Origin of the sequence: Labilithrix luteola (assembly GCF_001263205.1) — a bacterium.
GTDB lineage: Bacteria > Myxococcota_A > Polyangia > Polyangiales > Polyangiaceae > Labilithrix > Labilithrix luteola.
Genome location: NZ_CP012333.1, coordinates 2,929,048 through 2,946,400, shown reverse-complemented (window position 1 = coordinate 2,946,400; position 17,353 = coordinate 2,929,048). Strand labels below are relative to the sequence as shown.

Sequence of the window (17,353 nt, the reverse complement as noted above, 5' to 3'; positions counted from 1 at the left end):
ACGGCCGTCCGTGACCGACCATCAAGTGTCGGTGACCGCGCGGGCGGAGTAAAGGACGGAGACGCCCTTTTTTCCGGCACGTCTCGCGCTCGGCTTAACGACTGCGTAGGGCGGCCTCGCCTATCTCAGGCCAGCCCGTCAGCCCGTCAGCCCGTCAGCCCTCATCCCCCTAGCGGAGTGATCTTGAGGTTGTCGAAGCACACCTTCGCGTCCCACTCGTTGAAGCCGAAGTGATCGTGGCCCTGGCCGGCGAGCGGCGAGGGGTCCTGCCAGCTCAGATACTCGACGCCGTCGACGAACCAGCGAATGGTTTTGCCGTCGGTGCGCTCGATCTTGAAGTGGTAGACCTGCCCCTTGTTGACGGCGCGCTGTCGGGGATCGTCGGAGTCCTTGTCGACGTGGATCTCCTTCCGGTCCGTGCCGTGCTCGTTCAGGCGCGCCAGGACCTGCATGGAGTTTTTCCAGCCGCCGAGGATGGTGAGGTAGCTCGTGGCGTTCGTGTACGACGTGCCCGTCGCGTAGGCTTTGCCATCGCCCCAGATTTCCGCCTTCAGGTCTCCGTCATCGGAGTAGCTGACGGCGTCGAACTCGATCCGGGCGTTCACCGGCAAGACCTTGTTGAGCCACACGGGGTGGTTGCGGGCGCCCTGGACGCAAAGCTTTCCGTTCTCGATGCGCCAGGCGTTCGTACGGATGGGGGTCCAGTTGGGGCCCAGGTTGTGCGCCGGCTCGGCCGTGCGGCCGCCGTCTTCCGTGCCCTCGGCGTCCCCTCCAGCTTCGGCCTGCAGGCCGGTCGCATCGGCTCGAGCGTCGCCCGGACCCGCTTCGAGCAACGCGATGGGGGGCTTCGTGCCGCCACCGTCCTGGTTCAGCGCTGGCCAGTTGCCTTCCCCTGCGTCCGGCCGGTCGAAGTTGTCTTCGAAGGGGGCCGTCATGATGTTGGTCGACGGCTTGAACGACGGCGCCGTGCTCTGGGTGTTCGCCCCACCGTCGTAAGGAGGGGCATTTCCGGTGGGCACACACGCCACCCCGCCCGCGAAGGCCGCGATCACCATTCCCAGTGGCCCCAGCGGAGCTCCAAAAAGGCGCGATTTCACGGGCGCGTTTGTACCTCAGGCACCCGCCCCGACGCTACCGCGCCAATCTTCGTGCCGCTGGGGGCCATGCTCGCGGCCGCCTCACGGCCGGCCATCGTGCTCGCGGTTTGCCTCCCGCCTGTCGCCAATCGGCGTCTTTGTTGTAAAACCTGCGCCGAGACATGCATCCGATCCTCTTCCGCCTTCCGCTCCCGCACATGCCCCTCAAGCTTTGGTGGGCACTTGCGGCCGTCGCGGTGATCGCCGCCGTCTACGCCATCCTCGGTCTTCGCCGTCAGGATCGCGGCACCGCGCTCGGCGCGTTCGTCGTCGGAATCGGTGCGATCGCCGCAGCTTACGTGTGGAGGACGACCCAGTTCGAGTCGCCGAACCTCCCCATCTATTCGTACGGCGTGATGCTCGGTCTCTCGCTCGTCGTCGGCTGGTACCTCACGCTGACGCTCGCCGAGCGGGACGGGCTCCCGAAGGAGACGATGGCGAATTGCTACGTGGTCACCGCGCTCGCGGCGATCGTCGGTTCGCGCCTCCTCTACATCGTCACGAACCTCGATGAGTTCCGCGCGAACGTCCACGACCCGAACAGCGACCTCGTCTTCTCGAGCTTCTTCGCGCTCCGTCGCGGCGGTCTCGTGGCGTACGGCGGCTTCCTTGGCGGCTTCCTCGGAAGCTGGCTCTTCCTCGAGCGCCACAAGCTCCGTTTGATGCCCTGGGCCGACGTGGCCGTCCCGAGCCTCGCCTCGGGTCTCTTCATCACGCGTATCGGCTGCTACCTGTTCGGCTGCGACTTCGGCAAGCGCCTCTCCCCGACGGCCCCCGGCTTCCTCCAGAGCCTCGGCACCTTCCCCCACTGGGGCTCGGGCACGCTCGACGGCGGTGACGGCGCTCCCGCCTTCACGAAGCACCTCGACGCCGCCGGTCACGGCACCCCCGCGGCCGCCGAGCTCCTCAAGATGAACCACTCGTTCCCGGTTCATCCCACGCAGATCTACGAGTCGCTCACGGGCCTCGCGCTCCTCGCGCTCCTCCTCTGGCAGCGCAAGCACCAGAAGTTCCGCGGCCAGATCTTCTTCCTCTTCGCCTTCGCATACGGCTACGCGCGCTTCCTCATCGAGATGCTGCGCGACGACTCGGAGCGCGGCGAGTTCGGCACGTTCCCCGAGCACCTTTTCATCTCGGGCGCGCTCTTCCTCCTCGCGCTCGCGTTCACGTTCGGCATTTCGCTCGGCATCACGAACCCGAAGGCTCGTACGGTGGCGCGCGTCGCCTCGTTCGTTCCGGCGATCGCCGCGTACCTGATCCTCCGCCCCGCATCGTTCGCCGCGGTCGTCCAGGCGCACCCGTCGACCAGCCAGTGGATCGGTCTCCTCAGCGCGCTCGTCGTCGCCTACTTCTACGCGCGCTTCTGGGAGAGCGCTCGCAGGAGTCCGAAGCTCGCCATGGGCCTCGAGTCGCTCGGTGACATCAAGCCCACCGCGGACGACGCCGGTCCGCGTCGCCGTGCGCGCGACGAGGAGGACGAGGAAGAAGACGAGGCCGAGGCCGGCGAGGCCGAGCCGCGTCGCAAGAAGGCCAAGACCAAGGTGGCCTCCAACGCGAAGCCCGCGGCCGCCGAGGACGATGCGTCCGAAGACGACGGTGACGGCGAGGGCGACGAGCCCGACGGCGAGACGCAGAAGGCGGGCTGACGTCAGGCCTCTCGTAGGAGGCGGCCGCCGCCTGCGAGGGGAGCGCGTATGCCCTGCTGGCGAAGCGCGTACCAGAGCAGCGTCGAATTGATGCCCAAGATCGGGATGCCGATCTTGGGCTCGATTTTTTCGGCGACGTCGATCATGCCCATGTTCGTCCCGCACTGGACGATGGCGTCGAGCTTGTTTTCCGGCGTCGCAAGGAGCTCCACGATCGCGCGCTCCTTGGCGGCGTCCGGGACGTGCGCGATCTGAACGGCGTCGGCGCAAGCGAAGCCCACGGTCGTCACGACGTCGAAGCCGAGATCGCGGAACAGCCGCGTTGCGTTCTCGTTGCCCGTGCGATCGAAGGGCGTCAGCAAACCGATGCGTCGCGCGCCGAATGTGCGTAGCGCGGCCGGCGCCGCGTCTTGCCAGGTGAAGAGCGGAATCTTCGAGCGGGTCGTCACCGAGGCGCTCGCCCCGCGAATCGCGTCGATGCCGTGGAGGATGTGTTCGAGGCTCATCCCCATGACGAGAGCGTCGGGCTGCGCGAGCAGCGCATGCTCGACGGCCGCATCGAGTCCCCCGACGAACTGCTTTTTGTAGCTCTCGAGATCTTCGGCCGTGCGCAGGACGGGGCGCGGCGTGACGACGACGGAGCTGTGGATCCCGATGCCGCCGAGTTCTCGATTCTTCACGAGCAACGTCCAAAGCTCGTGCTCCATCGTGGTGTTGGTCGCCGGGAGCAGCAGTCCGAGCTTCTGCCGGTGGCTCCGAACGTCGGGATACTGTGCGACAGGATCGATGCCGAGCGCTCCGGCGGACTCGCCGTCCTTGATGGCACCCGGAAAGGCCACCGACGCGGGGGCAGCCGCCGAGACGGAACGTGACGAAGTCGTGCGTGGGGCCGCGCACGCGAAAACGGTCGTGGCCAGGCCTCCGCCTGCCGATGCGAGGAACGCTCGGCGTGACGAGGTGAGTGCTCCGTTGGTCATGGCCCCAACGTGGCGCGCGGGCGCACGGTCGACAATGGCTCGATCGATTGACGAATCATCAACGATTCGTTGATAACCGTCGGATGGACGTTCTGGCCGGAATGCGCGCATTTCGGGCTGTCGCCGAGGCCGGAAGCTACGTCGGCGCCGGGCGGACGCTGGCGGTCAGCACCGCCTGGGTGAGCAAGCTTGTCCTTCAGCTCGAAGAGCACCTCGGCGTACAGCTGCTCGTCCGAACCACGCGGCGGCTTACCCTCACGGATGCCGGTCGCGGATACCTCGAACGCTGCGTGCGGATCCTCGACGACATCGACGAGTCCGAACGCGCGCTCTCGGATCTCCAGTCCGCGCCACGCGGGCTCTTGCGCGTCAGCGCGCCGATGTCGTTCGGACTCTTGCGCCTCGCCGCGAAGCTACCCGAGTTCCTCCGCCGCTTTCCCGACGTGGAGCTCGACGTATCGTTCAACGACCGCCGCGTCGACGTGATCGAAGACGGCATCGACGTGGCCGTTCGTATCGGCGCCGAGCTCGAGGACAGCTCGCTGGTGGCGCGAAAGCTCGCGGAGGGCAGGCGCGTGGTGTGCGCCTCGAAGGACTACGTGCGCACCCACGGCGCTCCGAAGCAGCCTCGCGATCTCGAGAAGCACGTCTGCCTTCGCTACAGCCTCCACGAACCTCCCGGCCGCTGGGAGTTCGAACGACGCGGCGAACGCGTTCAAGTGAACGTGCGGGGGCCACTCCGCATCGACAACAGCATCGCGCTCCGCGAAGCCGCCCTCGCGGGCGTCGGCGTCTTCCTCACGCCGGACTTCGTGGTCGAAGGCGACCTCCGCGCTGGCAAGCTCGTGCCTCTTCTCGAGACCTGGCATCCGAGCGGCTACGCGATCTTCGCCGTGTCGCCGCCCAGCCGCTTCGCCACCCCCAAGGCGCGCGCCTTCGTCGACTTCCTGCGCGCAGCCTTGGGCTCCGAACGATCTCGTTAGACGCGTGCGAGCTCATCCGCCGCGAAGCGCAGCTCGAGACGCCCCCGCTCGTCGACGCGAGGAACGAGGGTTGCACGGGTGAGCGACGGGCAGGAAAGAGCGATGCAACGGGAATTCCTCGGCGGGCAGGACGCCGCCTGGTTGCACATGGAGTCGGCGATGTCTCCGATGGTGGTCGACGTTCTCGTCGAGCTCGAGGGAGAGCTTTCGCGGTCCTCATCGAGCGCGCTCCTCGCTCGTCTCGCGCAGTTCCCGCGGTTTCGAGAGCGACCGGTCGAAGCATCGCTCCCGGGTGGTCGTGCACGCTGGGAGGCCGACAGCGAGTTCGTGCTCGCCCGTCACGTCGACCACGTCGAGCTCGACGACGCCACGGACGCGGCCCTACGCGCGTTCGTCTCGCGCACGGTGGGAGAACCACTCGACCTGCGTTACCCCGGCTGGCACGTCTACGTCATCCAACGACCCGGCGTCGGCACCGCGATTCTCTTCCGCGTTCATCACTGCATGGCCGACGGCTTCGCTCTGCTCGGGTTGCTCGCTGCGCTCGAAGACGTTCCGACGGAGCAGGTCGTCCGGAGTCACGCGTCTGCAGGGCAGCCGGGCCTTGTCGGCTCGGCGATGACCTTCGCGCGACTCGCAGCCATGCCGAACGACCCGTCGACACCGCTCAAGGCTCCGCTGAGCGGGGAGAAGCAAGTCGCTTGGACCACTCCAATCGAGCTTCGTGCCATCAAGCGGGACGCTCACCTTCTCGATGCGACGGTCAACGACGTGCTCGTCGCGGTGCTTGCTGGGGCCCTAGGACGCTACCTTTCGAGGCGCGGGCTCGAAACGCGTGGTCTTTCCATCCACGCCATGGTCCCGGTCAATCTTCGTACGGCGCAACCACCGACGCGGCTCGGAAATCAATTCGGCCTTTTTCTGCTCGACCTTCCACTCGGAATTGCCAACCCGGTGACGAGGATAGTCACCGTGAAGCGAATGTTGGACGCGCTGAAGGCAAGTCACGAGGCGGTCATCACGAACATTGCCTTGAAGGCCATGGGGCGTGCACCTCGTTCTGCCGAACGGCTTGCCGTCGAGTTCTTTGCTCGGAAGGCTTCGCTCGTGCTCACCAACGTGCCTGGGCCCGTGCAACGCACGAGCCTCGCGGGAGTCCCCATCTCGCGCATCTCATTTTGGGTACCCCAAGCCGGTCGGCTCGGATTGGGCCTCAGCATCTTCAGCTATGCCGGTGAGGTGACCGTCGGGATCTTCTCGGACGCGGCGCTCGTACCCGACAGTGAATTGCTCGCGCACGATATCGAAGTTGAGTTCGCTGTTCTGGACTGCGCTGTTCGTTCGAGCGTGGAACGATCGGCGCTTTCGAACGCCTGAATTTGCGCTGGAGAGCTGCCGCGCGCGGCATAAAAGGGGCTCCGCGGATATCTGAAACACTTCCTGCAGCCGACACCCCTTCTCGCGCCGATCCAGGTGCTCTCCGAGCTCACCGACGAGCCACAGAAAGGCGCGGTTCGACCATGAGCGTCCAAGCGTGGAGCATCCCCGGAGCCGTCGTCGTCGTGTGCTTCGGGGCGATAGGTCCCGCCTTCGCCGAAGGGCGGGCGATCACGTCGGCGATGGAGGCCATCGCGAGGCAGCCCGAGGCGAGTGGCACCATCTCACGTACGCTTTTCGTCGGCCTGGCGGTGATCGAGGCCATCGCCATCTACTGCCTCGTCATCGCCCTCGTCTTGCTGCTCTTCGTTCGGCACCTCAGCGGCGCGCGCCTTCGACCGTCGTAGGCCAGCGGGGAGAGCCGAAGCTCAAGTTTTGGCGACAGAGCCTTGTCGTGGCTCGAATCGGATCGTCAGGGCATGAGTCGAACACGAGATGCATGGGTCGTAATTGCGAATGGCGTGCGCTACGCGCCGCGAGGCCTTCTCGGCCGATAGCCCTGCCAGAGTCGATCCTAGCGCGACGAGGTCTTCCTCGATGCCGAGCTGGTTCTGAGAGGTGGGCGGGACGATGCGCGCGTCACGTACGAGACCCGATTCCTCGATGTCGTAGCGCTGGTAGAGCAAGCCCCGCGGTGCTTCGGTGGCGCCACATCCTCGGCCCGCGCGAGGTGACCAGGGCAGTGACGAACTGGACGGTCGCTCGTACTCGTCGACGAGACGAACCGCCTCGTCGAGCGCGTGCACGACTTCGACACCCCGAACGAGAATCGAGCGATAGGGATTGCGACACGATGGTGAAAGGGCGACGCGTGCGGCGGCCGCCACGGCGCGTGGCGAGAGGCGCTCCGCATTCAAGGCGAAACGCGCGAGCGGACCGCAAATGTACGCTCCGCGCGCGGATAGCTTCGAACGCAATGCTGTCGCGTAAGGAACTTGCTCTTCGCGGATGCATGTCTCGAAGTCGTGGACGTCGACATCGAGCCCTTTCGTCGAAACGATGCGTCCTTCGTTCATGGGATATTCGGCGGGATGACGGAGTGCAACGAACTCGTAGTCACGTTCGAACGGCGGAAACTCGAACGTCGCGATCCAGTCGAGGGTTTCCTCGGCGTCCTCCAGTGCAGCAATCAAGGCGGGCCGAAGGGCGCCTAGTTCACTCGACGAGGGGGCTCTCCAAAAGCCGCCTATCTTGGCGTTGACCGGGTGAATGGCACGGCCACCGAGCGTCTCGATGATGGAGTTGCCCGCCTTCTTGACCCGAAGGGCGGCCTTCACGCGCTCGGGATGGTGCTTCGACATCGCGATGACGTCGTGTACGCCGAGAAAGTCGGGGGCGTGGAGCATCACCATGTGGAGCACGTGGCTCTCGATCCACTCTCCGCAATAGAGCAACCGGCGGAGCGCGCGCAGCTGGCCGTCGACGGTGACACCGAAGGCATCTTCGACGGCGTGAGCGGCACTCATCTGGTAAGCGACCGGACAGATCCCGCAGATGCGCGAGGTGATGTCGGGCGTCTCGGCAGCGTCGCGCCCTCGCAGAAAGGCCTCGAAGAGTCTCGGCGGCTCGAAGATGCGTAGCTTCGCATCCACGACGACCTCACCGTCGAGGACGAGAGTGACCGCGCCGTGACCTTCGACACGCGCCAGCGCACCGATGTCGATCGTTCTACTCGTCTTCATGGCGGGCGGCCTCCTCGCGAAACGGACCCGCATCGGCGTTGAACGTCGAGAAGAGACGCTTGATGTCTCCGGGCCGAACGCCTTTGGCGAGATAGTAGCGAGCGAGGGGCTGGGTCTGCGGGGCGTCACTCGGTCCAAAGCAGCCGTAGCAGCCGCGTCCGTAACGAGGACAGAGCGCCCCGCATCCGTCGTGTGTGACCGGGCCGAGGCAGGGAATTCCCTTCGCGACGACCACGCATACGTTCCCCTGGATCTTGCATTCGAGACACGTGGGGTGGCTTTGGACGCTTGGCTTTCGCAGATTCAGGAATGCCGAGATGACCTCGAGAAGCTGACCTTTGTCGATGGGGCAGCCACGTAACTCGAAATCGACCGAGACATGCTTCGCAATGGCCGTCGAGGTGTCGAGGGTTTCGATGTAGTCGGGACGTGCGTAGACGACCGCGAGCATTTCTTGGTGATTGCGGAAATTGCGAAGGGCCTGAATGCCGCCCGCGGTCGCGCAGGCTCCGATTGTCACGAGTACCTTCGAGCGTGCGCGAATGTCATGTATGCGCTCGACGTCCTCGGGAGTGGTGATGGAACCGTCGACGAGTGACAGGTCGTACGTGCCGAGCTCGACGCGCGACGACGCCTCGAGGAAGTACGCGATGTCCACGTGCTCTGCGAGCTCGAGCAGTTCATCCTCGCAGTCGAGCAAGGTGAGTTGACAGCCGTCGCACGACGCGAACTTCCAAACCGCGAGCTTGGGACGCCCCATTTCACACCTCGCGCACGAAGAGGAAGGACGACACTCGATCGAGGCGATGAACGGGGCCGTCTTTGCAGACGAACAGCGGACCGAACTGGCAGTGGCCGCAAAGCCCTACGCCGCATTTCATGTTTCGCTCCATCGACAGCCAGATCGACGACGAAGCGACGCCTCGTCGCCGGAGTTCGAGCACGACGAAGCGCATCATGGGCTCCGGCCCGCAGACGAGCACTGCCGTGTCGGCGCTGAGGGGAACGCTGGCAAGGAGCGTCGTCACGACGCCGACGTTCCCGAGCCAGTCACGACCAGCCCTGTCGACGGTTAGTTTGACGCGGCAATCGAAGCGTCCCCGCCACTTCTCGAGGTCTTCGCGGTAGAGGAGCTGTTCGGGAGACCGCGCACCGACGAGGAGCGTCACTCGTCCGAAGTCGTTCCGTCGTGCCAGTACGTGGCGTATCGCAGACCGAAGCGGAGCGAGCCCGAGGCCACCTGCGATCACGAGCACGTCACGGCCGCGCATTTCTTCGAGTGGCCAAGAGCTCCCATAAGGGCCGCGGACGCCGAGCATGTCGCCGACCTCGAGGGTGGCCATCGCGCGGGTGACGGTGCCGACGCTGCGCACGGTGTGAACGAGACGTTCGGGCTCGTCGGCATTGCCGCTAATCGAGATTGCCACCTCGCCGACGCCGTGGACGTAGAGCATGTTGAACTGGCCAGGGCGGAAGGCGAAGCCGCTCGGTGCGTCGAACGTCAGCGTAAAGACATCCTCGAGATCGCGAATCGCGTTCGCGATGCGCATCGGCGTCGTGACGTACGGATTGGCGATCGTCATCGGTATACGTCGAGGCGTTGGAGGCGAGCCCGTGCCAGGCGCTCGTACGTGCGCTCGAGGAGCCGGCGAGTGACGGCGTAACCCAGCCGCGGGTCCTCCTGCATTTTCTGAATCAAGCAGGCATTGTCGAATGCAAAAGCAAGCACGCCCTCACGTGCGCGACAGTCGAGATGAGCCGCGGCCGGCGCAATGCGGGCAATACCGACGACGTCACCAGGGCCCAGTGTCTCGAGCACCGTCGCGTCCCCACCGGGGCCCGACGATTCGAGCGACACCGTGCCTTGTCGTAGGAGATAGAGCTTGTCTTCGGGTTGCCCTTCGCGCACGAGGTACTCGTCTCGCCGGAACCGGACGTTCTCCGCGCACGAGATCAGAAAGCGCAGGTGGTCGGGATGGAGGTCGAGGAGAAAGGGATGCGTTCGTAACGCTCGTTCCAGATCTTCCATCGGCTATTGCGCCTTTCGCGAAGCGCCGGGCTCTCGACGAATCGCAGCGACCTCTTCGGTGATGTCGATTCCGACCGGACACCAGGTGATGCAGCGCCCGCAACCGACGCATCCCGAGCTGCCAAATTGGTCGTGCCACGTCGCGAGCTTGTGCGTCATCCACTGGCGATAGCGACCGCGAACCGTGGGCCGAACGCCCCCACCATGGAGATAGGCAAAGTCCATGGTGAAGCACGAATCCCAACGACGCGTGCGCGTTGCGTCGTCACCGTCGAGGCTCGTGCTGTCTTCGGTGCTCGTGCAGAAGCAGGTCGGACACGCAAGTGTGCAGTTCGCGCAGGCGAGGCAGCGATCGGCGACGTCGTCCCAGCGTGGATGTTCGAGGTTCTCGACGAGCAGATTGCGAATGTCGGTCGTGTCGACCGTGCGCCCCATGCGCTCTCTCGTGTTCGCGACCACGAGCTCGGCAGCGCTTGTTTCGGCCTCGGTCGTCGCGCAGGACGACACCTTCTCGAGCATGGTGGCTCCCGCGGAGCTTCCAATCTCGACGACGAACAGGTGCTCGGGCTCGAGCAGCTCCGTGACTGCGAGATCGAACCCCGCTTCCGCGCGCGGACCGGTTCCCATCGATGCGCAAAAGCAGGTGCCGGACGGATCGCTGCAGTTCACGGCGACGACGAAGATCTGGGCGCGGCGAGACGCGTAGTCGGCGTCGGCATAGGGGCCATCTCGCAGCACGACATCCTGGACGCGAATCGCCGCAATTTCGCAGGCGCGAACGCCGATGAACGCGACGCGCCGGTCGGGGCGCGGTGGCTCGGTGACGACGAGTCCCGTCTTGCTACGTCGAATCTGGACGAGCTCCGTTCGGGGAACGAGGAGCTCCTGTTTGAAGGAGTGCTGCGGCACGGCGAATCCGAAGAGCGCCTGATCCGATCGCCGGCGGAGCCGATAATGTCCCGGAGCTTGCTCGTCACCGACGCCGCGCGGCAGGTCGGCGACTCCACGAATGCGGGTGAGGACGATGGCGTCGTCTTGCACGGTCGGCCCGACGAGCTCGCGACCATCTTCGATGAGCGCTCGAAAGAGCGCCTCGAGCCCTCCGATATCGAGCGTGACGCTAGTGCCGATATGCGGGCTCATCACGAGAGGCTAACCATTGCCTTCGTTGCCAGGGAGAGGCTTGCGTCGGAGAGACTTGGCTGCGCGAACCCGGTCTCACGCGCTCACGCTCGCCTCAGCTCGAAACGGTGAGGTTGCCGCACCACGGCAGCGTTCGCCGACCGCACACACTGCTTTGCCGAACTCTTCTATAGTTCGGCGCGGGCTCCGGGGCGCCGGCGCTCGAGGTAGGGCATGATCACGGCGGCCGAACTCCTGAACACGCTGGTCAAGGCCGTCGTGGTCTTCGTCAGCACGAACGTCGACGACATCGTCCTTCTTTCCGTTCTCTTCGCCGATCCGAAGCTCCGTCCGCGAAGCATCGTGGCGGGACAGTTTCTCGGGATCGGCGCGCTGGTTGTCGTGAGTGTCGTCGCGGGGAGCCTGGCCGTTGCCTTCCCCGCGGGCTGGACGTCGCTTCTCGGGGCAGTTCCGCTGCTGCTCGGAATCTCCAAAGGCGTCGACTACGTCCGATCGCGAGGCTTGACCGACGACACCGAGGAAGGCTCGGCGACGGCCGACAAACTCAGGCAAGGCTCGCAGGTTCTCGCTGTCGTCGGTGTCACGCTTGCGAACGGTGGAGACAATCTCGGCGTTTACATTCCGCTGTTTGCAGCCGAGCGCCGTGCCATTGGCGTCTATGCCGCGGTGTTTGCCGCGCTGACCGCTGCCTGGTGCGGCTTGGGATTCAAGTTGGTGAACAACCGTGCGTTTGGAAGCAAGCTTCGACGCTACGGAAATGTGGCGCTCCCCATCGTGCTCATCCTGCTCGGCATTCACATCCTTGCCGGTGCGCGCGCACTCTTCTGAATTCGTCTTCAGGCACTGCGCTTGCCAAAGACCCTTGCGTACAGGGTCGGGACTACGAGCAGCGTGAGGAGGGTGGACGTCACCAGGCCTCCGATGACGACTGTCGCGAGCGGTCGCTGGACCTCGGCGCCTGCACCCGTGGCCAGGGCCATCGGCACGAAGCCCAGCGACGCGACGAGCGCGGTCGTAAGCACGGGCCGCAATCGCCGAAGTGCGCCGAGGCGCGCGGCTTCCTCGGCCGAATGACCAGCCGCCTGAAAGTCGCGAGCGGTCGACACCAGGACGAGGCCGTTCAGGACGGCAACACCGAAGAGCGCGACGAAGCCGACCCCCGCCGAGATGCTGAGCGGCAGTCCTCTTGCAGCGAGGAGCAGCACGCCTCCCGTCGCGGCCATCGGGACGTTCAGCAAAATGAGCACCGCCGCGCGCACGTCATGGAACGTCAGATACAAGAGCGCCGCGATGACGGCGAGCGCCAGAGGAACCACGACGAAGAGGCGCGCACGCGCGCGACGAAGGTTCTCGAATTGCCCGCCCCACGCGAGGTGGTAGCCAGGCGGCAGCTTCAACTTGCGCGCCACTGCGTCTTGCACCTCGTCCGCGAAGCCACCGAGGTCACGCCCTCGTACGTTGGCCTGGACGATGAGCCGTCGTTGCACGGACTCGTGGTTGACCACGAGCGGCTCGTCGACGATCTCCGCGTGCGCCACGCCGCCAACCGTGACGAACGCGCCTGAACGGGTGCGAAGCGGCAAACGCTCGATCGCTTCACGGTCGTTGCGAACGCCCTCCGGGAGCCTCACCCGCAGAGCAAAACGACGACGACCTTCGAGCACTTCGCCGACCGTCTTGCCTCCAACGACCTCGACGGCGTCGAGAACCTCGGCCGCCGACACGTCGCGCTGGGCGAGCGCTAGCCGGTCGACCGAAACTTTGAGAACCGGCTCTCCTTCGACTCGGTCGACCTTGAGATCCTTCGCTCCGCGAACACCGCCGATGATGCGTTGAAGATGGTCGCCGAGACGAGCCAGCGTTTGGAGGTCGTCGCCATAGACTTTGACCGCGAGATCGGAACGGACGCCGCTCACGAGCTCGTTCATGCGCATCTCGATCGGTTGCGAGAAGCCGAACGCCGCTCCGGGTACGGCGCTGTCCAGGGCCTTGCTCATACGAGCAACGAGCGCTTCGTGATCCCGCGGAGGAGGCCACTCGTCGCGTGGCTTCAAAATGACGTAGCCATCGGACTGCTCGACGCCCATGGGATCGTTGGCGATCTCCGGGCGTCCTGTCTTGACGACCACCGTCTTGACCTCGGGGAACGCGCCGAGCGTCTTCTCGATCACGGCGGCCTGACGGAGGGACTCTTCGAGCGACGTCGACGGCAGGCGATTGGTCTCGATGATGATGGCACCTTCGTCCAGCCTAGGGACGAACTCAGAGCCCATCTGCGACGCGACGAGACCGCTCCCTGCGAAGGCGATGACCGCCAGCAGCGCAGCCTTGCCCGGATGCCCGAGGCTCATGCGAAGCAAGGGCTCGTAGACCTGCTGCACCGCGCTGATGATCGGGCTCGGCTTGTCGACGGTGGTTCGCGAGAGCAGCAGAGACGCGAGCGCCGGCACGAACGTGAGGGACAGGATGAACGCGCCGAGCAGCGCGAAGAGCACGGTCAGTGCCATCGGCCGGAACATCTTGCCCTCGACGCCCTGGAGCGTGAGCACCGGCAAGTAGACGAGGGCGATGATCAGCTCGCCGAAGGCCGTTGCCGAGCGCACCTCGAGTGCCGAGCGTTCGATGACGGCATCTCGTTCGGCGTGGTCCAGCGGACGTCCGAGCTTTGCGCGCTCCTCGGCCAGGTGATGGACGGCATTTTCGAGGAGGATGATTGCTCCGTCGACGACGAGACCGAAATCGACGGCCCCGAGCGACAAGAGGTTGCCGCTTACCCCGGCCTCTCTCATCCCGAGGAATGCAAAGCACATCGCAAGCGGAATCATGGCCGCGGCGATGAGCCCGGAGCGAATGTTCCGAAGCAGCAGGAACAAGACGACGATGACGAGCATCCCGCCCTCGGCGAGGTTCTTCGCGACCGTGTGGATCGTCTGATTGACGAGCGACGTGCGATCGTAAAAAGGCTCGATTCGAACGCCGTTGGGCAACGTCGCGTTGATGGCGTCGACGGCCTGCTGCACCCTCACGGCAACGTCGCGCGAGTTCTCTCCCGTGAGCATCATCGCCATGCCGGCCACGATCTCGCCGCGGCCGTCACGCGACGCCGCCCCCTGTCTGAGCATTGCGGCGAACCGAACGTCGGCGAGCTCTCCAACGTGGATGGGCGTCCCGTCCTTCGTGGCGACGAGGATGTTTCGGATGTCCTCGAGTGATTGCACCAGCGCGTCGCCACGGACGAGCAATCCCTCCCGGCCGCGCAGGATCGCGCCGCCGCCGGTAATACGATTCTGCGTCTGGAGGGCAACGAAGAGATCCTCGAGTGCCACGCCGTGAGCCGTGAGCTTGGCGGGTTCGACGGACACCTCGTAGGTCTTCAGTTGTCCACCGAACGTGTTGACGTCGATGACGCCAGGAACCAGCCGTAGCCTCGGCGCGATATCCCAATCGAGGATCGAACGGAGGTCCATGGGAGAGACGCTCTCTCCCCGGACCTCGAACTGATAGATTTCGCCGAGCCCGGTGCTCATCGGTCCGAGCTCGGGCACCCCGTACTCGGATGGAATCGAGTCGCGCGCTCGGACGAGGCGCTCACCGACGAGCTGGCGAGCATGGTACGGGTCGACGCCATCTTCGAAGACGACGGTCACCGCCGAGACGCCATAGCGAGAGATCGAGCGAAGCTCGACGAGGCGAGGGAGTCCGCCCATCGAGCGTTCGACGGGCGTGGTGACGAGGCGTTCGATGTCCAGCGGGCCGAGCGATGGGGCACTCGTGAGGACTTGGACCTGCACGTTCGTGAGGTCGGGCACGGCATCGATGGGAAGCTTCTGGAAGGCGTGCACACCGAGCGCGACGAGCGCACACGTGGCCAGCAAGACCACGATGCGATGACGAATGCTGAACGCGATGACCCAACCGAGCACGCTTCAATCTCCTTGGACCGCTGCGCGCTCGAGCACGCCGCGCAAGGCGAACGCTCCGTCGACAACGACCTCGTCGTCTGCGCCGATCCCCTTTTCGATCGGCAAGAATCCCTCTTGTTCGTTCCCAACCGTGACCGGACGAGCTTCGAAGCGACGCTCTCCCTTGCGCACGAAGACGATCCTCGTGCCCTCGTGAGGTTGCACCGCCGTGGCGGGCAACCAGATGACATCGTTGCTCGGGGGCCTGGAAACGAAGGCGTTGGCGCTCATTCCAGGGCGAAGAGACGCGTCGGCGTTCGGCAGGCTGACGCGAACCTCCGCACTTCGGCTCGCCGGGTCCAGCACGTCGCTCACGAACACGACCTTTCCGTCGAACTTCCGCTCGGCGTAGGTCGGAACTTCGACGGTTGCGGCTTGTCCGGCGCGGACGCTGCCGAGGTCGCGTTCGTAGACGCGAACGTGCGCCCAGATCGGATCGAGGTCGGCGACGGTCGCGATGGTTTCGCTACCGCTGAGCACCTGTCCCACGGTCACGGCGAGGGCGGCGACGCGTCCATCGATCGGACTCGTGATACGGCTCCTGGTTTCGGCTGCGCCGCTCTCCAGGCGCGCGATCTCCGCATCGTTGAGGCCGAGGAATTTGAGATGTTCCCGAGCCTCCGCGAGCGCTGCGTCAGCCGCTGCGGAATCGGCTTCGGCACGCCGAAGGTCCTGGACGGGACCGACTCGCTCCTCCACGAGCAGCTTCTGGCGCGCCAGCGTGTCGTGAGTACTCCGCGCCCTCGCGGCGGCTGTTCGGAAGTCGAGCACCACCTGATGCAACTCGGCCGAATCGACCTCGACGAGGTCCTGTCCGCGTTTCACCCGATCCCCCAGAGCCACGCGCACCGCGGTGACTCGCCCGTTCACGCGCGCTCCGACCTGCGCGACGCGCCTCGGATCTCCGACAATCGATCCGGCGAGGCGAAGACGGGGCGTGAACGTTCCCGGCCCGACCTTTTGCGCCTTGATCTGCGCCGTGGCCAGGCCCTCGGGACTCAGTTCGACGACCGGCGGCCCTCCGGCATCGGCAGCAGGAGGAGGCGGCGCCGGCGCGTGCTTGCAGGCGCCTACGGCGACGAGCACGAGAGGCAGGCACCAAGAAGCCGCTGCCTTCATCGAAAGGCTCCCGTCAGTACGTCGAGCGCGATCCGCGCCTTGGCGAGCGCAATGGCGGCGTCGAGGCGAGCCGAACGCGCCGCCGCCGCCTCACGTCTCGCCAGTGCCAGCTCGGTGAGCCCCGTCTGCCCCAGCTCGTAGCTACGCATCGCCAGATGCTCGGCGTCGTCGACGGCGGCAGAGGCATTGTCGAGGGTGATGAAAGCCTCGCGCGCGCCTTCGTATTCGGCGTAGGTGGCCCGGAGCTCGGCCTCGCCGAGTGCGAGCGCATTCTGATATTCCGTCTCTGCCGTCCCTCTCCTGGCGGCAGCGACGGCGGCGTTCGTTTGGTTGCGCTGGTACACAGGGAGCGGGAGATCCACCCCGACGTGGAGATACGTTTCAGGATCGTTCCCCACCCCCGCCGTGACGCGTGGAACCGGCCAGCCGGCGCGGCGCTGGAGCGATGCATCCGTGGCGGCGAGTCGAGCAGCCGCGAGCGAGCGCAACACCACCGGTTGCGTCTTCAGGCTGCGGAGGAGTGCCTCGAGCGGTCTTGGCTCGTCGGGCAGAAGCGAGCCGCCGACCGTGACGTGCTCGTCGTGCACCAGCCCGACACGAACGCGCAGCCTGGCGGCGAAAGCCGTCGCTGCATGCTCCGCGGTCGCCACGCGCGCCTTTCCCTGCGCCTCGAGCGCTCGGGCCAGAGCGACCTCGCCATCGCCTGTCGTGCCGGCGTTGCGACGCACCTCCGCGGATCGAAGGACGGAGCGGTCGAGTGCGAGGCGTGCGTTCTCGAGCTGCACTCGCTCCTCGGCGCCACGCGCGCTCGCCCACAGGTCGAGTGCATCGGCAATGGCCAGCTGGCGTGCCGCATCCGTCTCGCTCTGCGCGAGGCGCGCGCGGTCATCGGCGACGTCGATACGACGAGAAGGAGCGCCCGACACGTCGAAGGGCCAAGCAACTCCGATGAAGTAGTCCACGTCCGGCGAACGGGTTTGCCAACGAGGTCCCGCGTAAACCGAGAGCTCGGGGTTCGTTGGGGCGAGCACGCCCGCTCCGGTCCGCGCGGCTTTGGCTTCCTCGAGCCGCCGTTCAGCCACCACCACGTTCGGTCCGTGCGCACCTGCGAGCGTTGCCACCGTTGTTCGGTCGAGAAGGCGTTCGGTTCCCTGGGCGCTCGCCTCGCCGGCCGTCATCGCCACCTTGGCGAGGCAAATCAGCGCAAAGAACCGACCGACCATCGGCCTTCTGGACATG

Annotated in this window: 15 protein-coding genes; 5 read left to right on the top strand and 10 right to left on the bottom strand. The window is 65.7% G+C overall.

The genetic code is table 11. The features are described 5' to 3' along the window. Window positions 1-161: 161 nt before the first annotated feature. Complete coding sequence (locus AKJ09_RS13350) at window positions 162-1,097, bottom strand: DUF6250 domain-containing protein (protein WP_146647581.1); 936 nt, start codon at window positions 1,095-1,097, stop codon at window positions 162-164. Window positions 1,098-1,258: 161 nt separating this feature from the next. Here AKJ09_RS13350 and AKJ09_RS13345 point away from each other — a divergent pair, with 161 nt between their 5' ends. Continuing rightward, window positions 1,259-2,782, top strand: a complete 1,524-nt coding sequence (locus AKJ09_RS13345) for a prolipoprotein diacylglyceryl transferase (RefSeq protein ID WP_146647580.1) — start codon at window positions 1,259-1,261, stop codon at window positions 2,780-2,782. A 2-nt stretch (window positions 2,783-2,784) separates the two neighbouring features. On the opposite strand, the gene AKJ09_RS13340 is transcribed toward AKJ09_RS13345, so the two are convergent. Then, window positions 2,785-3,759, bottom strand: coding sequence for a maleate cis-trans isomerase family protein (locus AKJ09_RS13340; RefSeq protein ID WP_146647579.1), 975 nt, complete (start codon window positions 3,757-3,759; stop codon window positions 2,785-2,787). A 101-nt stretch (window positions 3,760-3,860) separates the two neighbouring features. On the opposite strand from AKJ09_RS13340, the gene AKJ09_RS13335 reads away from it, so the two are divergent. From AKJ09_RS13335 to atpE, 3 genes are all read left to right on the top strand, one after another. Next, on the top strand, window positions 3,861-4,742 hold the full coding sequence (locus AKJ09_RS13335; RefSeq protein WP_205633700.1) for a LysR family transcriptional regulator: 882 nt from the start codon (window positions 3,861-3,863) through the stop codon (window positions 4,740-4,742). 102 nt (window positions 4,743-4,844) lie between these two features. Further along, entirely contained in the window at window positions 4,845-6,119 is a 1,275-nt protein-coding gene (locus AKJ09_RS13330; protein ID WP_146647577.1) for a WS/DGAT domain-containing protein, read from the top strand. A 143-nt stretch (window positions 6,120-6,262) separates the two neighbouring features. Next, window positions 6,263-6,526, top strand: coding sequence for an ATP synthase F0 subunit C (gene atpE / locus AKJ09_RS13325; RefSeq protein WP_146647576.1), 264 nt, complete (start codon window positions 6,263-6,265; stop codon window positions 6,524-6,526). A gap of 21 nt (window positions 6,527-6,547) precedes the next feature. Here the strand turns inward: atpE and AKJ09_RS13320 are convergent, their stop codons facing one another. From AKJ09_RS13320 to AKJ09_RS13300, 5 genes are read right to left on the bottom strand one after another with little or no spacing between them, the layout of a single operon-like run. Beyond that, window positions 6,548-7,861: a Ni/Fe hydrogenase subunit alpha gene (locus AKJ09_RS13320; protein WP_169927511.1), complete on the bottom strand. Its 1,314-nt coding sequence runs from the start codon at window positions 7,859-7,861 to the stop codon at window positions 6,548-6,550. Beyond that, window positions 7,848-8,621: an NADH-quinone oxidoreductase subunit B family protein gene (locus tag AKJ09_RS13315; protein WP_146647575.1), complete on the bottom strand. Its 774-nt coding sequence runs from the start codon at window positions 8,619-8,621 to the stop codon at window positions 7,848-7,850. The genes AKJ09_RS13320 and AKJ09_RS13315 overlap by 14 nt, the downstream gene beginning before the upstream one ends. Window position 8,622: 1 nt before the next feature. Next, on the bottom strand, window positions 8,623-9,444 hold the full coding sequence (locus AKJ09_RS13310) for an FAD/NAD(P)-binding protein (protein WP_146647574.1): 822 nt from the start codon (window positions 9,442-9,444) through the stop codon (window positions 8,623-8,625). Further along, on the bottom strand, window positions 9,441-9,890 hold the full coding sequence (locus tag AKJ09_RS13305; RefSeq protein ID WP_146647573.1) for a cyclic nucleotide-binding domain-containing protein: 450 nt from the start codon (window positions 9,888-9,890) through the stop codon (window positions 9,441-9,443). Before AKJ09_RS13305 ends, AKJ09_RS13310 begins: the two co-directional genes overlap by 4 nt. A 3-nt stretch (window positions 9,891-9,893) precedes the next feature. Continuing rightward, on the bottom strand, window positions 9,894-11,033 hold the full coding sequence (locus AKJ09_RS13300; protein WP_146647572.1) for a 4Fe-4S dicluster domain-containing protein: 1,140 nt from the start codon (window positions 11,031-11,033) through the stop codon (window positions 9,894-9,896). Window positions 11,034-11,246: 213 nt separating this feature from the next. Between AKJ09_RS13300 and AKJ09_RS13295 the strand changes: the two genes are divergently transcribed. After that, the gene (locus AKJ09_RS13295; protein WP_146647571.1) at window positions 11,247-11,861 is read left to right on the top strand and encodes a cadmium resistance transporter; all 615 of its coding nucleotides are present in this window, start codon (window positions 11,247-11,249) and stop codon (window positions 11,859-11,861) included. 8 nt (window positions 11,862-11,869) lie between these two features. Here AKJ09_RS13295 and AKJ09_RS13290 read toward each other — a convergent pair whose 3' ends face one another. The 3 genes from AKJ09_RS13290 to AKJ09_RS13280 are packed head-to-tail and all read right to left on the bottom strand — an operon-like array spanning window position 11,870 to window position 17,352. Continuing rightward, the gene (locus tag AKJ09_RS13290) at window positions 11,870-14,956 is read right to left on the bottom strand and encodes an efflux RND transporter permease subunit (RefSeq protein WP_146647570.1); all 3,087 of its coding nucleotides are present in this window, start codon (window positions 14,954-14,956) and stop codon (window positions 11,870-11,872) included. Between the two features lie 3 nt (window positions 14,957-14,959). Continuing rightward, the gene (locus tag AKJ09_RS13285; RefSeq protein WP_146647569.1) at window positions 14,960-16,114 is read right to left on the bottom strand and encodes an efflux RND transporter periplasmic adaptor subunit; all 1,155 of its coding nucleotides are present in this window, start codon (window positions 16,112-16,114) and stop codon (window positions 14,960-14,962) included. Then, window positions 16,111-17,352: a TolC family protein gene (locus AKJ09_RS13280; protein ID WP_169927510.1), complete on the bottom strand. Its 1,242-nt coding sequence runs from the start codon at window positions 17,350-17,352 to the stop codon at window positions 16,111-16,113. The genes AKJ09_RS13285 and AKJ09_RS13280 overlap by 4 nt, the downstream gene beginning before the upstream one ends. Between the last annotated feature and the right edge of the window lies 1 nt (window position 17,353).